Origin of the sequence: Pseudomonas sp. NFACC56-3 (assembly GCF_900100025.1) — a bacterium.
Classification (GTDB): Bacteria; Pseudomonadota; Gammaproteobacteria; order Pseudomonadales; family Pseudomonadaceae; genus Aquipseudomonas; species Aquipseudomonas fluorescens_AA.
Genome location: NZ_FMTK01000028.1, coordinates 25,103 through 40,952, shown reverse-complemented (window position 1 = coordinate 40,952; position 15,850 = coordinate 25,103). Strand labels below are relative to the sequence as shown.

At 61.2% G+C, this 15,850-nt stretch carries 13 protein-coding genes; 8 read left to right on the top strand and 5 right to left on the bottom strand.

The features are described 5' to 3' along the window. Positions 1–183 precede the first annotated feature (183 nt). From hrpA to BLO80_RS26480, 6 genes are all read left to right on the top strand, one after another. Positions 184–4,095 (top strand): ATP-dependent RNA helicase HrpA, encoded by a 3,912-nt coding sequence (hrpA, locus tag BLO80_RS26505; RefSeq protein ID WP_092333140.1) that lies wholly within the window; start codon positions 184–186, stop codon positions 4,093–4,095. Positions 4,096–4,424: 329 nt separating this feature from the next. Then, positions 4,425–5,546, top strand: a complete 1,122-nt coding sequence (locus BLO80_RS26500) for a beta-ketoacyl-ACP synthase III (protein ID WP_092333138.1) — start codon at positions 4,425–4,427, stop codon at positions 5,544–5,546. 155 nt (positions 5,547–5,701) lie between these two features. Further along, positions 5,702–6,313 (top strand): RNA polymerase sigma factor, encoded by a 612-nt coding sequence (locus BLO80_RS26495; RefSeq protein WP_092333136.1) that lies wholly within the window; start codon positions 5,702–5,704, stop codon positions 6,311–6,313. Then, positions 6,307–6,543, top strand: a complete 237-nt coding sequence (locus BLO80_RS26490) for an anti-sigma factor family protein (protein ID WP_018607575.1) — start codon at positions 6,307–6,309, stop codon at positions 6,541–6,543. Before BLO80_RS26495 ends, BLO80_RS26490 begins: the two co-directional genes overlap by 7 nt. A 287-nt stretch (positions 6,544–6,830) precedes the next feature. Continuing rightward, positions 6,831–8,141 (top strand): OprO/OprP family phosphate-selective porin, encoded by a 1,311-nt coding sequence (locus BLO80_RS26485; RefSeq protein ID WP_092333134.1) that lies wholly within the window; start codon positions 6,831–6,833, stop codon positions 8,139–8,141. Positions 8,142–8,282: 141 nt separating this feature from the next. After that, on the top strand, positions 8,283–9,407 hold the full coding sequence (locus BLO80_RS26480) for a GNAT family N-acetyltransferase (protein WP_092333132.1): 1,125 nt from the start codon (positions 8,283–8,285) through the stop codon (positions 9,405–9,407). Between the two features lie 63 nt (positions 9,408–9,470). Here BLO80_RS26480 and BLO80_RS26475 read toward each other — a convergent pair whose 3' ends face one another. The 4 genes from BLO80_RS26475 to BLO80_RS26460 all read right to left on the bottom strand — a co-directional run bounded on the left by BLO80_RS26475 (position 9,471) and on the right by BLO80_RS26460 (position 13,697). Further along, entirely contained in the window at positions 9,471–11,303 is a 1,833-nt protein-coding gene (locus BLO80_RS26475; protein WP_092333130.1) for an ABC transporter ATP-binding protein, read from the bottom strand. Between the two features lie 84 nt (positions 11,304–11,387). Then, positions 11,388–11,951 carry a peptidylprolyl isomerase gene (locus BLO80_RS26470; protein ID WP_092173055.1) on the bottom strand — a complete coding sequence of 188 codons (564 nt, stop codon included), beginning with the start codon at positions 11,949–11,951 and terminating at the stop codon, positions 11,388–11,390. Positions 11,952–11,955: 4 nt separating this feature from the next. Beyond that, positions 11,956–12,759: an alpha/beta fold hydrolase gene (locus tag BLO80_RS26465; RefSeq protein ID WP_092333128.1), complete on the bottom strand. Its 804-nt coding sequence runs from the start codon at positions 12,757–12,759 to the stop codon at positions 11,956–11,958. 14 nt (positions 12,760–12,773) lie between these two features. Continuing rightward, a complete protein-coding gene (locus BLO80_RS26460; RefSeq protein WP_060738713.1) occupies positions 12,774–13,697 on the bottom strand; it encodes a PA3225 family LysR-type transcriptional regulator in 924 nt (307 codons plus the stop codon). 50 nt (positions 13,698–13,747) lie between these two features. Here BLO80_RS26460 and BLO80_RS26455 point away from each other — a divergent pair, with 50 nt between their 5' ends. After that, positions 13,748–14,062 carry a hypothetical protein gene (locus tag BLO80_RS26455; protein WP_060738712.1) on the top strand — a complete coding sequence of 105 codons (315 nt, stop codon included), beginning with the start codon at positions 13,748–13,750 and terminating at the stop codon, positions 14,060–14,062. A gap of 149 nt (positions 14,063–14,211) precedes the next feature. After that, a complete protein-coding gene (locus BLO80_RS26450) occupies positions 14,212–14,811 on the top strand; it encodes an FMN-dependent NADH-azoreductase (RefSeq protein WP_092204640.1) in 600 nt (199 codons plus the stop codon). A gap of 305 nt (positions 14,812–15,116) precedes the next feature. Here the strand turns inward: BLO80_RS26450 and BLO80_RS26445 are convergent, their stop codons facing one another. After that, complete coding sequence (locus tag BLO80_RS26445; RefSeq protein ID WP_092333126.1) at positions 15,117–15,818, bottom strand: cyclase family protein; 702 nt, start codon at positions 15,816–15,818, stop codon at positions 15,117–15,119. Between the last annotated feature and the right edge of the window lie 32 nt (positions 15,819–15,850).

Here is a 15,850-nt window from a genome sequence, read left to right as displayed (position 1 = left end):
GGGAGCGAGCTTGCTCGCGATAGCGGTATCTCAGTCAACATCAATGCAGCCTGAACCACCGCCATCGCGAGCAAGCTCGCTCCCACCAGGGTGTGGCGGGTGGGCTGCTTTGCGTGTTCGGCGCAATGGCCGCAAATCTGCGACAATCCGCCCCTGCATAAACCGACGACCCTTGCGTACCTGATGACTGACCAAGCCCCCGCTATCGACAAGCTGCTGAAAAACCTCGACCACGCCATGCTCGCCGACCGTCACCGGTTGCGGCGCCAGTTGCTCGAGCTGCGCAAGAAGCCCGACGAGGCCAAGCTGGCCCAGTGGGTGACGCGCATGCAGGCGTCGTGCGACCAGGTGCTGGCGCGCAAGGCGAGCCTGCCGGTGATCCGCTATGACGACAATCTGCCGATCGCCGCCAAGCGCGACGAAATCAAGGAGGCGTTGCTCAAGCACCAGGTGCTGATCATCGCCGGCGAGACTGGCTCGGGCAAAACCACGCAGTTGCCGAAGATCTGCCTGGAAATCGGTCGCGGCCAGCACGGTTTGATCGGCCACACCCAACCGCGCCGGATCGCCGCCCGCAGCGTCGCAAGCCGTGTCGCCGAAGAACTGGCTACGCCGTTGGGGGCGCTGGTGGGTTATCAGGTGCGCTTCGAGGACCAGAGCGACGCCAACACCCTGATCAAGCTGATGACCGACGGTATCCTACTGGCCGAGACCCAGAATGACCGCTACCTCGAGCGCTACGACACGATCATCGTCGACGAAGCCCACGAACGCAGCCTGAACATCGACTTCCTGCTCGGCTACCTCAAGACCCTGCTGCCGCGTCGCCCGGACCTGAAAGTCATCATCACCTCGGCGACCATCGACCTGGAGCGCTTTTCCAAGCACTTCGACGACGCGCCGATCGTGGAGGTCTCGGGTCGCACCTTCCCGGTGGAAACCTGGTATCGCCCGCTGACCCTGGAGCAGGACGAGGAGGGTAACCGGGTCGAGGACGATTTGACCGTTGACCAGGCGATCCTCGCCACCCTCGATGAAATCGCCGCCTACGAGCGTAGCGAGCGCCGCAGTCCTGGGGATGTGCTGGTGTTTCTGCCGGGCGAGCGGGAGATTCGCGACGCGGCGGAGATGCTGCGCAAGGCCCAGCTCAAGCACACCGAGATCCTGCCGCTCTATGCGCGCTTGTCGCCGGCCGAACAGCAGCGGATCTTCCAGTCCCACCCGGGCCGTCGCGTGGTGCTGGCGACCAACGTCGCTGAAACCTCGCTCACCGTGCCGGGTATCCGCTACGTGATCGACAGCGGCACCGCGCGCATCAGCCGCTACAGTTATCGGGCCAAGGTCCAGCGCTTGCCCATCGAGGCCATTTCCCAGGCCAGCGCCAACCAGCGCAAGGGGCGTTGCGGCCGGGTCGAGCCGGGGATTTGCGTGCGGTTGTACAGCGAGGAGGATTTTCTTGGGCGGCCAGAGTTCACCGATCCTGAGATCCTGCGCACCAACCTGGCGGCGGTGATCCTGCAGATGCTGCACCTGCGCCTCGGCGAGATCACCGATTTCCCGTTTATCGAACCGCCGGATGGCAAAGCCATCAGCGACGGTTTCAATCTGCTGCAAGAACTCTCGGCGGTGGACCGCAACAGTCAGCTGACCCCGCTCGGCCGGCAGTTGGCGCGCCTGCCGGTGGACCCGCGCATGGGCCGCATGCTGCTGGAAGCGGCGAAGCTGGGCAGCCTGCAGGAAGTGTTGATCGTCGCCAGCGCCATGTCGATCCAGGACCCGCGCGAACGTCCGCCGGAGCGTCAGCAGGCGGCCGACCAGGCCCACGCCCAGTGGAAGGACCCGGATTCGGACTTCGCCGGGCTGGTCAACCTGTGGCGCGGTTTCGAAGAGCAGCGCCAGGCCTTGACCGCCAGCCCGCTGCGCAACTGGTGCCGCAAGAATTTCCTCAATTACCTGCGCCTGCGCGAATGGCGCGATTCCCATCGTCAGTTGAGCCTGATCTGCCGCGACATGCAGTTGAGCCTCAACAAGGACCCGGCCGACTACCCGAAACTGCACAAAGCGGTGCTCTCGGGCCTGCTCAGTCAGATCGGCCAGAAAACCGAAGACGGTGATTACCTCGGTGCTCGCCAGCGGCGGTTCTGGGTCCACCCCTCGTCGGGCCTGGGCAAGAAGCGGCCGCAGTGGCTGATGACCGCCGAGTTGGTGGAAACCACCAAGTTGTACGCGCGCATGGTGGCCAAGATCGAGCCGGACTGGATCGAACCGCTGGCTGGACACCTGATCAAGAAAAACCACTTCGAACCCCATTGGGAGAAGAAGCGCGGGCAAGTGGTGGCCTATGAGCAGATCACCTTGTTCGGGCTCATCGTCGTCGGCCGGCGGCCGGTGCACTACGGTCCGGTGGACCCGGTGGTGTCCCGTGAGCTGTTCATCCGCGAGGCGCTGGTGCGCGGCGAGATCCAGTCCAAGGCCAAGTGCCTGGGCGCCAATACCCGCTTGCTGGAGCAACTCGACGAACTGGAAGCCAAGGCCCGCCGCCGCGACATCCTGGCGGACGAGGAAACCCTGTTCGCGTTCTACGATGCCCGTTTGCCGGCGGAGATCCACCAGACCGCGACATTCGACAGCTGGTACCGGATCAACAGCCAGAAAGACCCGCAATTGCTGATCATGCGCGAGGAAGACGTGTTGGCCCGCGAGGCCAGCGAGGTCACCGCCACGCAGTACCCCGACACCTTGCGTGTCGGCGACCTGACGTTGCCGCTGAGCTACCACTTCGAGCCCAACCATCCCCGCGACGGCGTGACCTTGCGCGTGCCGGCGCCGTTGTTGCCGATGCTGCCGCCGGAGCGCCTGGAATGGCTGGTGCCGGGGATGATCGAGGCCAAGTGCATCGCCCTGGTGCGCAACCTGCCCAAGGCCCTGCGCAAGAACTTCGTGCCGGTACCGGACTTCGTCAAGGCGGCGCTGCAACGCATCACTTTTGCCGAAGGTTCGTTGCCCCAAGCCCTGGGCCGTGAGCTGCTGCGCATGACCGGTGCGCGGGTCAGCGACGAAGCCTGGGCGGAAGCCGCGCAGCAGGTGGAAAGCCACTTGCGCATGAACCTGGAAATTGTCGACGGCCAGGGCAAGTTCCTCGGCGAGGGCCGCGACCTGGCCGAGCTGACAGCACGCTTTGCCGAGGCCAGCCAGGCGGCCTTGGCCGTGCCGCAAACGGCCAAGAGCCAGGCACCGGTGGAAGCGAAGGTCTTCGCGCCGGTGGCCGAGAAAACCCAGCAGAAGATCGCCGGCCTGTCGATGACGGTCTATCCGGCGCTGGTGGAAGAGGGTGGCGTGGTCAAGGAAGGTCGTTTCCCGACTCCGGCCGAAGCCGAATTCCAGCATCGCCGCGCCTTGCAGCGCTTGCTCATGCAGCAATTGGCCGAATCGGCCAAGTTCCTGCGGGGCAAGCTGCCGGGGCTGACGGAGCTGGGCCTGCTGTACCGCGACTTGGGCCGTATCGATGGCTTGGTGGAAGACATCCTGCTCGCCAGCCTCGACAGCTGTGTGCTCGAAGGTGAAGCGAGCCTGCCCCGCGACGGCGCCGCCCTCGCTGCCCTGGCCGAGCGCAAGCGCGGCGGCTGGACCGAACACGCCGAACGCCTGGCGAAGCTGACCCTGGACATCCTCAAGCTCTGGCATGGCCTGCAAAAACGCTTCAAGGGCAAGATCGACCTGGCCCAGGCCGTGGCGCTGAATGACATCAAGCAGCAGCTCAGTCACCTGGTGTACCCGGGCTTCGTGCGGGAAACCCCGCATCAGTGGCTCAAGGAGTTGCCGCGCTACCTCAAGGCCATCGAGCAACGCTTCGAGAAGCTGGGCAGCCAGGTGCAGAAGGACCGGGTCTGGAGCGGCGAACTGTCGAACCTCTGGGCCCAATACCAGGCCCGCGCCAGCAAACACGCCCAGGAAGGCAAGCGCGACCCGCAACTGGAGTTGTACCGTTGGTGGCTGGAGGAATACCGGGTATCGCTGTTTGCCCAGCAGTTGGGGACCAAGGTGCCGATTTCCGACAAGCGCCTGGGCAAGCAGTGGGGGTTGGTGGAGGGGTGATGGTCAAGGCCACCAAACCCTTGTGGGAGCGAGCTTGCTCGCGATTGCGGTGAATCAGTCAACATCAATGCAGGCTGAACCACCGCTATCGCGAGCAAGCTCGCTCCCACAGGTTTTGTGTCGTCAGTAAGGGAGAATGGGCCAAACCCCAGCGTTTATGGCAAACTTCGCGCCTATAAATGCCGGTTCCGTGGTTTTGAGCTTCAAGGCCACGGGCGGATCCGGAATAAAGCGATGCCAGGGCTGCTTCCCCGGATGGGAAAAGTCCCTTTGTGTATTGGTACGTCGGTGCCAATACTTTCTGCCTGAACAGATCAGAGACACGACCCATGCATAACGTCGTCATCAGCGGCACCGGCCTGTACACCCCGGCCAACAGCATCTCCAACGAAGAGCTGGTGCAATCTTTCAATACCTATGTCGCGCAATTCAACGCCGACAACGCCGATGCCATCGAGCGGGGTGAAGTCGAGGCATTGACCGAATCCAACGCCGCGTTCATCGAAAAGGCCTCGGGCATCAAGAGCCGCTTTGTCATGGACAAGGACGGCATTCTCGATCCGCAACGCATGACCCCACGCCTGCCCGAGCGCTCCAACGACGAGTGGTCGGTGCTCTGCGAAATGGCCGTCGGCGCTGCGAAGCAGGCCCTGGAGCGCGCCGGCCGCACCGCCGCCGACATCGACGGTGTGATCGTCGCCTGTTCCAACCTGCAGCGTGCCTACCCGGCCATCGCCATCGAAGTCCAGGAAGCCCTGGGCATCGAAGGTTTCGGTTTCGACATGAACGTGGCCTGTTCCTCGGCGACCTTCGGTATCCAGGCCGCGGCCAACAGTGTGCAACTGGGTCAGGCCCGAGCGATCCTGATGGTCAACCCGGAAGTGTGCACCGGCCACTTGAACTTCCGCGACCGCGATAGCCACTTCATCTTCGGCGACGCGGCCACCGCCGTGATCATCGAGCGGGCGGACCTGGCGACCTCGCCGTACCAGTTCGACGTGGTCAGCACCAAGCTGCTCACCAAGTTTTCCAATAACATCCGCAACAACTTCGGCTTCCTCAACCGCGCCGCCGAAGAGGGCATCGGCAGCCGCGACAAGTTGTTCGTCCAGGAAGGCCGCAAAGTGTTCCGCGACGTTTGCCCGATGGTGGCCGAACTGATCGGTACCCATCTGGAAGAAAACCAACTGAACGTTGGCGACGTGAAACGCTTCTGGCTGCACCAGGCCAACTTGAGCATGAACCACCTGATCGTGCGCAAACTGCTGGGACGCGAAGCCACCGAAGCGGAAGCCCCCGTGATCCTCGACCGCTACGCCAACACCAGTTCGGCCGGTTCGGTGATTGCATTCCACAAATACCAGGATGACTTACCCAGCGGCTCGGTCGCCGTCCTCAGTTCCTTCGGTGCCGGTTATTCGATTGGCAGCGTGATTTTGCGTAAGCATTGATCCGATCCGGGCTGCTTCAGCTTTTGTGGCGAGGGAGCTTGCTCCCGCTGGGCTGCGAAGCGGCCCCGGGATTTTGCGGTTGCTGCGCAACCGAGCGGGAGCAAGCTCCCTCGCCACAGAAAAATCATCAGTCCTTCCAGGCAATGGGATGTTGAATGACGGTCACCGACGACACCCTCCTGCTCCAACGCCTCCTGGCCGGTGAGCAGCAGGCCTACAGGGAACTGGTCAGCGCCTACCAGAGCCCGATGCGTGCCGTGGCCTATGCCATCGTCGGCAGTCGCCATGTCGACGAAGTGGTGCAGGACGCCTGGCTGTCCGTGGTGCGCAATCTCGGTGGTTTCCAGGGGCGCTCCAGCCTCAAGACCTGGCTGTTGACCATCACGGCGAACGCCGCCAAGGGTCGCTACAAGCAGAATCGGCGGGAAGTGCTGCTCGATGATCTCCCTGCCCCCCACGGCACCCTCGGCGAAGACCGTTTCGCCGCTGACGGCCATTGGTTGCTGGCGCCGTTCGCCTGGCACCAGGACACGCCCGAAGCGCTGCTCACGATGAGTGAATTGCGTGATTGCCTGGAGCACACGTTGCTCAGCCTGTCGGAACTGCAAGGCAGCGTGCTGACCCTGCGGGAACAGCAGGATCTGGAGTTGGACGAAATCTGTAATCTGCTGGGTATTTCACTCTCCAATGTACGTGTGCTGTTGCATCGTGCCCGACTGAAGGTCTTCGCGACTGTTGAACATTTCGAGGAAACCGGCGAATGCTGACCTGCAAGGAACAAGTGGCGCGCTCCAGCGATTATCTCGATGGTCAATTGAGCTTTCGTGAACGCCTGATGGTGCGGCATCACTTGATGTTCTGCCCCAATTGCCGACGTTTCATCCGTCAGATGCGCCTGATGCAGGCGACCCTCAAAAAACTGCCGCAACCACCGATTCCCGACCTGGACCACCTCGCCGAGAAACTCGCCGCTGAGCGTCGCAAAAACATCCGCTGACACCTGACACATCACCCCCCATGTGGGAGCGAGCTTGCTCGCGATGGCGGCGCATCAGGCAACAAATCTGTCACTGACATATCGCTATCGCGAGCAAGCTCGCTCCCACAAGGGGCTTGCCGTTGTGCTGGTTATTCCCATTCGAAGTAAAAAGTTCCGCTGTCATAAAATCTTTATGTGATAGCAACTCGCCTGACACAACCGGTCGCCAACATCCCCTCCCAACACCAGCGGGCCCAGTTCCGCGTGTTTTCTAACGCATAGACTACCAACAGGGGAATTCTTCGATGATCCGTAAGCACTTCGCAGGTGTTGCCGCCAGCGCACTGGCAATGGCAGTAACCGCCCAGGCTTTCGCCGGCACCGTCACCACCGATGGCGCCGATATCGTGGTCAAAACCAAGGGCGGCCTTGAGGTCGCTACCACGGACAAAGAGTTCAGCTTCAAGCTCGGCGGTCGTTTGCAGGCTGACTACAGCCAGTTTGATGGGATCTACACCGACAACGGCAAATCGGCCGACGCCGCTTACTTCCGTCGCGCTTTCCTGGAGTTGTCCGGCGTGCTGTACACGGACTGGGCCTACACCATCAACTACGACATGTCCCACAACACCGGCGACTCCGACAACGGCTACTTCGACGAAGCGTCCCTGGCCTACAACGGCTTCAAGCCGGTGTCGATCAAGGTCGGTCGTTTCGACCCCGACTTCGGCCTGGAAAAAGCCACCAGCTCCAAATGGGTGACTGCACCAGAGCGTAACGCCGCCTACGACCTGATCGATTGGGCCAACAGCCATCAGAACGGCCTGGGCATCCAGGCGTCCAGCACCTTCGCCGATTCGTTCTATGCTTCGGCCGGTGTGTTCAGCAAGGACACCGACGACACCGACGGCGACAGCGTCAAGCAAGTCAACGGTCGCTTCGTCTTCGCTCCGATGCACGAAGCTGGCAACGTGCTGCACTTCGGTCTGAACGTGGCCTCCCGTGATGTGTCCGACACGGTGTTCGATGCACGTTATCGTTCCCGCCTGGGCATGCGTGGCGTTGAAACCCTCGGCGGCAACGACGCCGGCCCTAACGGCAACCGTCCGGTACTGGGCGGCGCCAACAACTCGCCGGCCGGTTCCTACGACCGTGACACCGCGTTCGGCCTGGAAGCCGCTTTCGCCATGGGCCCGGCGTCGATCCAGGGTGAATACATCACTCGCAAGACCAAGGCTGATGCCGACGGCTTCGAAGACATCAAGGGCCACGGCTTCTATGTCCAGGGCGCCTACACCCTCACCGGTGAATCCCGCGGCTATAAAGTCGGCAAGTTCGACGCCATCAAGCCTCAGAACAAGTCCATCGGTGCCTGGGAAGTGTTCTACCGCTTCGACAGCATGACCGTCGAAGACGACAACATCACCACCGCCAGCGCCACCCGTGACGTCGGCGATGCCGAAGCCAAGGTGCACAACCTGGGCGTGAACTGGTACGCCAACGAAGCGGTGAAAATCACCGGTGCCTACATCAAGGCCAAGACCGACAAGGTCACCAACGTCAATGGCGATGACGATGGCGACGGTTTCGTCGTCCGTGCCCAGTACGTGTTCTGAAACGCGCTGACTTGATGCAGAGCGTTTTCTTCATCCGTTAATGCTCCTTTTCAACCCCGCCCCTGGCGGGGTTTTTTTATGTGCGCTCGGTCAGGATCGGCGATACTCGTTCCATCCGTCGTCTGGCTCTCGAGGAATCGCATGCCGCTTCACGTCTTGGACAGCCTGTCCGCCATCGCGCCGCACGAGTGGGACGCGTTGATGCCCGCCAACCAGCCTTTCCTGCGCCACGCCTTCCTTGGCACCCTGGAAGACAGCGCCAGCCTGGGGCCGCAATCCGGTTGGCAAGCCGAGCATTTGTTGCACATTGAAAACGGTCAACTGTTGGCGGCCCTGCCCAGTTACCGCAAGTGGCATTCCTACGGTGAATACGTGTTCGACCACGGCTGGGCCGATGCTTGCGCCCGCGCCGGCATCGATTACTACCCCAAGCTGTTGACGGCGGTACCGTTCAGCCCGGTCAGTGGCCCGCGACTGTTGGCGGCGCGGGTGGAGGACGGTCTGGCGTTGCTGGGCAGCGTGCCCGGATACCTGGAAATCGAAGGGCTTTCCAGTGCCCACATCAACTTCACCGATGCCTTCACCGACGCGGCACTTGCCGGGCAAGAAGGCTGGCTGCAGCGGATCGGCTGCCAGTACCACTGGCAAAATCGTGGTTATCGGGACTTCCAGGATTTTCTCGATGCCCTCAGTTCCCGCAAGCGCAAGCAGATGCGCAAGGAGCGTGAACAGGTGGCGGGGCAGGGCATCGCGTTCGAATGGCTCGAAGGTCATCAGTTGGACGAGGCACAATGGGATTTTGTCTACGCCTGTTACGCCAACACCTACGCGATACGACGGCAGGCGCCCTACTTGACCCGGACATTCTTCAGCCTGTTGGCCGAGCGCATGCCCGAGGCCATCCGTGTGGTGCTGGCCAAGCAAGGTTCACGGCCGGTGGCGATGGCATTCAGCCTGGTGGGCGGCGACAGTTTCTATGGACGGTACTGGGGCTGCCTGGCGGAGTTCGACCGGTTGCACTTCGAGACTTGTTTCTATCAAGGCATGGATTATGCGATTGCCCATGGCTTGCAGCGCTTCGATGCCGGCGCCCAAGGTGAGCACAAGTTGATTCGCGGGTTCGAGCCAGTGATTACCCGCTCATGGCATTACTTGCGTCATCCGGGGTTGAAAGCGGCAGTGGCGGATTTTCTCGTGCGCGAGCAGGAGGGGGTGCTGGCATACGCCGAAGAGGCCAGGACGGCACTGCCGTATCGGCAGGCCTGACACCGAACCCTGTGGCGAGGGAGCAAGCTCCCTCGCCACAGGGTCAGCTGTGTCAGGTCGGAATCAGTCGATTCCCACGAAACCACCGGTCTGATGCTGCCACAGCCGCGCATACAACCCGCCCTGGGCCAGCAATTCGGCATGGCTGCCGGTTTCGGCGATGCGGCCATTTTCCAGCACCACCAATCGGTCCATCCGGGCGATGGTGGAGAGGCGGTGGGCGATGGCGATCACGGTCTTGCCTTGCATCAGGGTTTCAAGGCTTTCCTGTATCGCCGCCTCGACTTCCGAGTCCAGCGCTGACGTCGCTTCGTCCATGATCAGAATCGGCGCGTCCTTGAGCAGCACGCGCGCGATAGCGATGCGCTGGCGCTGGCCGCCGGACAGTTTCACCCCGCGCTCACCCACATGGGCATCGAAGCCGGTGCGACCTTCGGCGTCCGACAGCAATGGGATGAATTCATCGGCCCGGGCCTTGTGCACGGCTTCCCAGAGTTGCGCATCGGTGGCGTCGGGTTTGCCGTAGAGCAGGTTTTCGCGAATCGAGCGATGCAGCAGCGAGGTGTCCTGGGTGATCATGCCGATGCGCTCGCGCAGGCTTTCCTGGCCGACTTCGGCGATGTCCTGGCCGTCGATGAGGATGCGCCCGCTTTGCACGTCATAGAGGCGCAGCAGCAGGTTCACCAAGGTGGATTTACCCGCGCCGGACGGGCCGATCAGGCCGATTTTCTCGCCGGGCTTGATGGTCAGGTTGAGGTCGCCGATGACCCCGCTTTTCTTGCCATAGTGGAAATCCACATGCTCGAAACGCACCTCGCCGCGAGCCACCGCCAGGGGCTTGGCCTGGTCGCGGTCGGTGACGCTGACCGGCTGGGCGATGGTCTGCAGGCCGTCCTGGACCATGCCGATGTTTTCGAAGATGCCGTTGACCACCCACATGATCCAGCCGGACATGTTGACGATGCGGATCACCAGCCCGGTCGCCAGGGCAATGGCGCCCACGCTGATCAGCGACTGAGTCCAGAGCCACAGCGCCAGCGCGGTGGTGCCGACGATCAGCAGCCCGTTCATGCTGGTAATGACCACGTCCATGCTGGTCACCACGCGTCCAGCCAACTGGGCTTTTTCGGTCTGCTCCTGGATGGCTTCGCGGGCGTATTGCTGTTCGAAATTGGTATGGGCGAACAGCTTCAGGGTGGTGATGTTGGTGTAGCCGTCGACGATCCGCCCCATGAGTTTGGAGCGGGCATCGGATGACACCACCGAGCGCTCCTTGACCCGTGGCACGAAATAGCAGAGTGCGCCGATGTAGGCGGCAATCCACATCAGCAGCGGGATCATCAGGCGCCAGTCGGCTTCGGCGAACAGCACCAGGGAACTGACGGCATAGATCAGTACATGCCACAGGGCATCCACCGCCTGGACCGCCGAGTCGCGCAGGGAATTGCCGGTCTGCATGATGCGCTGGGCGATGCGCCCGGCGAAATCGTTCTGGAAGAAATTCAGGCTCTGCTTGAGCACGTAGCTGTGGTTCTGCCAGCGGATCAGGCTGGTCATGCCGGGGCTCAGGGTCTGGTGCACCAGCAGGTCATGCAAGGCCACGAAGATTGGCCGGAAAACCAGCGCCACCACGGCCATCCAGGCCAGCTCCAGGCCATGGACCTTGAAGAAGTCCACATTGGGCGTGCCTTGGGTCAGGTCGATGATGCGGCTCAGGTAGCTGAACAGCGCCACTTCGATCAGCGCGCCGATCAGGCCAACCACCAGCAGCACGACGAAGCTGGGCCAGACCTGTTTCAGATAATAGGTGTAGAAGGGCAGGACGCGGTTCGGCGGGGCCGAGCTCGGGGCGTCGCGGAAGATATCGATCAGTGTTTCGAAGCGGCGAAAAACCATCTGTAAATGCCCTGGCAGGGGCTCTCCTTTTTGCTGATGGGCGGTGCGGGATGACCGCGCCGCCCAGGCTTGCCGTGTGCCGCCTCAGTCGATGCGCTTGGCCGACTTGATGAGCACAGGGTCGATCGGCACGTTTTGCATGCCTTGCTTGGTGGTGGTCTGGGAGTTGACGATGATGTCCACCACGTCCATGCCCTTGACCACCTTGGCGAACACCGCGTAACCGGCGTCACGGCCCGGATCGAGGAAGGCGTTGTCGGCCACGTTGATGAAGAACTGGCTGGTGGCCGAGTCCGGGTTGGACGTGCGCGCCATCGACAAGGTGCCGCGAACGTTATGCAGGCCATTGCTGGCTTCGTTCTTGATCGGTGCCTTGGTGTCTTTCTGTTGCATCTGTGCGGTAAAGCCGCCGCCCTGGGCCATGAAGCCCGGGATCACGCGGTGGAAAATCGTGTTGTTGTAGAAACCACTGTCCACGTACTCGAGGAAGTTCTTGGTACTGATGGGGGCCTTGACCGGGTCCAGTTCGATTTCGATCAGACCGTTGGTGGTGTCCAGCAGTACATGGGGCGCCTTGGCGGGCGTGGCGGCCATCAGGTTGGCGGCAAACAATACGGTGCCGGCGGCGAGGGCGATTTTTTTCAGCATGGGGTCAGAGATCCTGAGTGGTGGAATCGGTTGCGGTCAAAAAGTCGAGCAGGGTTTGGTTGAAGCGTTCGGGTTGATCCAGCGGGGTAGCGTGCCGTGAATCGGCGATGACCACCAGATGTGCATTGGGCAGCCGCTTTACATAGGCTTCTTTCAGCGCCACCGGGGTGTAGTCGTGGTCGGCGCAGATGACGAGGGTTGGACAGGCGACCTGTGAAAGTCGTTCCTGGACGCCCCACCCCACGATTGCATCGAAGCTGGCGAGATAAGCACGTTTGTCGTTCTTTGCCCAGCGCCGGGCCATTTCCAGGCGTAACTCGGTTTGCTCAGGCTTGGGAAACAGCTTGGCGCCCAGGGCCTTGCCGATGGTTTCCAGGCTGAGCAGGCGCATCAGGCTCCAGCGCTTGAACCATTGCCAGCAATCGTCGGGCGTGCGGACCTTGACCTCTGGCGCGCTGTTGACGATGCACAGGCTCCTGATCCGTTCGGGCTCATCCACCGCCAATTGGAAACAGATCATGCCACCCATGGACCAGCCCACCAAATGCACCGGACCCAGCTCCAGGTGATCGATCAGGGCGCTCAGGTCGGCGCTGAAACCTTTGATGCTGTAGCGCTCGCGGGGTTTGTCGGAGCGGCCATGGCCGCGCACATCCATCACGATCAGGCGGTAGCGGACGGACAATGCCGGGATCTGCTTTTCCCAGTCGCGGGTGCTGGAGCCCAGCCCATGGACCAGCACCAAGGGCGTGCCGTGGCCGTATTCCTCGTAATGCAGGTCGCATCCTTCGTGTGCAAAATAGGCCATCGGCGAAGTCCTTGTCAGGCTTGTTCAGGGGCGGCGAACGGTGCATCCAGCGGCGCGGTGTCGAAGGTACGCAGCAATTCGATCAGGATTTGCGTGGCCGGCCCAAGGGGTTTTTCCTTGTTTGAGAAAAGATAGAAGGTCGAGTTGCGGCTGCCTCCCTGTTCCAAGGGTAGACGCTTGAGCACGCCTTCCTTGAGTTCCCGTTCGATCATGTGCCGGGGCAGCCAGGCGAAGCCCAGGCCGCTGCCGACAAAACTCGCGGCGGTGGCCAGGCTGCCCACGGTCCAGCGCTGCTCGGCGCCGAGCCAGCCGACGTCGCGAGGCTGCTGGCGGCCGGAGTCGCGGATGACCACTTGCAACTGGCTTTCCAGGTCCTGGAAGTTCAGCTCGCGATTGAGGCGGTGCAAGGCATGCTCGGGATGGGCCACCGCGATGAACTCCACGTCGCTCAACTCCGCCCCCAGGTAACCGGGAATGCTGAAGCCGCTGATGGCCAGGTCGGCCACGCCTTCAAGCAGCACTTCCTCGACACCCGACAACACTTCTTCGCGCAGCCGCACCCGGCAGCCACGGCTTTGCGGCATGAACGCGGTCAAGGCGCGAACGAGGCGGGCGTTGGGGTAGGCCGCGTCGACCACCAGGCGCACTTCCGCTTCCCAGCCCTGCTCCATGTGGTGGGCCAGGTCTTCCAATTGGCTGGCCTGTTTCACCAGTTGCCGCGAGCGGCGCAGCAGCACCCCGCCGGCTTCGGTCAACACGGCCTTGCGTCCATCGATGCGCAGCAACGGCACGCCGAGCTGATCCTGCATGCGGGCCACGGTGTAGCTCACGGATGACTGGGAGCGATGCAGCACTTCGGCGGCCTGGGCGAAACCACCGTGGTCCACCACGGCTTGCAAGGTTCGCCATTGATCAAGGGTCACGCGGGGCGCTTTCATAATGAGCTCCTCTTGTCCTAAGCTGGCGGTCCCTTGGTGGAGACTGCCGAATGAAGAAAATCTGTTGTGTGGTGCTGGCTTTGCTGCCACTGACTGCGTTTGCCTACCCGATCGATGTGGAAAAACACCTCAACGGCCTGAGCATCGACTACACCGCCTATGACACCGATGCCGACATCGGCTCTATCCAGGTCAACAACTACGGCAGCACCGACGCGGCCTGCACCGTGGTGTTCAACAACGGTCCCGAGGCACCGCGCACCCGCAAGATTGAAGTCGCCGCCGGCAAGTTCAAGAACGCCACGGCCAAGTTCAACCGCAACATCATCAAGCTGCGCATCAAGCTGACCTGTCAGCCGAAATAGCCGGCAACGGGGCAGGTGATCGTGCCTGCTCCGCTTATAAACGAAAATATCGATGCATTACAGCAGTTATTTGCGCTTTTTCATCGATATGCTCACGTTTAACCTTCTTTCCATCGACTGACAACATTCTCAGATGGAGCCTACAAGCCATGTCCCGCGTTCTGATCATCGAAAGCAGTGCCCGCCAGCAAGACTCGGTTTCCCGTCAACTGACCCAGACCTTCATCAGCCAGTGGAAAGCTGCGCACCCGGCCGACGACATCACCGTCCGCGACCTGGCCATCAACCCGGTGCCGCACCTGGATGCCAATCTGCTGGGTGGCTGGATGAAGCCTGTCGAGCAGCGCAACGACATCGAAAACGCCTCGCTGGAACGTTCGAACCAACTGACCGATGAGCTGCTGGCCGCCGACGTACTGGTGATGGCTGCACCGATGTACAACTTCGCCATTCCCAGCACCTTGAAGGCGTGGCTCGACCATGTGCTGCGTGCCGGCGTGACGTTCAAATACACCCCCACCGGCCCCCAGGGCCTGCTGGCCGACAAGCGCGCCTTCGTGCTCACCGCTCGGGGCGGCATTCACGCCGGTGGCAGCACCGACCATCAGGAACCCTACCTGCGCCAAGTCATGGGCTTCATCGGCATCCACGACGTGACCTTCATCCATGCCGAAGGCATGAACCTGGGCGGCGACTTCCAGGAGAAGGGCCTGAATCAGGCCAACGCCAAATTGTCCCAGGTCGCCTGATCCGTTAATCCTCGGGTAATCGCCAGGTGGTCTAGTGACCTGGCGATTCCCTTCAAACCGTTTTGCGCATCGAACCTCCCTTTGCACTTATTGCTCCTGAGTGCATCAGCCCGATTGAACGCTTTAGCGAGATCGGGCTTTTTTTTTCTGATGAGGGGCGCAGATGTCTTGCAAAAAATGAAGCGGGCAAACTTGAGCTAAAGCCTTGTGTGTTCGAATGCAGAGCCTTGGTTTCATCCAGCACTACCGGCAGCAGTGCCAGGCTCGTGCCCCGGTAGTGGCTGAAATTCCAAGTTGAGGTGAGTTCAGGGTACAAATGCCATGACGGAAACAGGAGAGCCCGACCCCTCTTTCAAGCGAAGCACTCCAATGACCAGTGTCGTGCCTTTCGCGGGTAACTGATCAAGATTGGTCAGGCACTCCAGGACAATCCCATTTTTAGCCAGGATTTGACTGTTGGTGGCATAAACCGTGTCTTGGCCTGGATCAGCACCATGTGTATCGATACCGACTCCTGCTATCCGGCGTTCTTCAAGCAAAAACGTTGTGGCAGCAGCACCAATACCCGGGAAGTGAGGACCTTTCTCATCCTCATTGATAAAGCGCTCAGGATCGTTCCAGAGCTCTTGCCACCCTGTATAAAACAGCACGACAGATCCCTGATCAATGTGTCCATGGGTCTGTTCCCATTTTTCGATATCCTGGATGCCAATTACATAATCTGGATTGTCTTGAGTCAGGGGACGTATATCGATCACGACAGCAGGCCGTACCAGTGACGCCGGTTCATAGGCATCAATCCCAATGGCATTGGGGTGAAAACTATTTGGAGCGTTCATATGAGTCGCGCTGTGCTCACCAATGCTAAAGCGCCGCAAGTAATAACCGTCTTTTTCCTGCGAAGCCACCACATCGAATGTCATTGGGGGATCGTTAGGCCACAGTGGAATGGTCGGGCTGATGATGTGGCTCAGATCAATGACCTTTTGGAACTGAATACTCTGCATTTCTTTGACTTCCTTATCCTCTGCGAAACTGT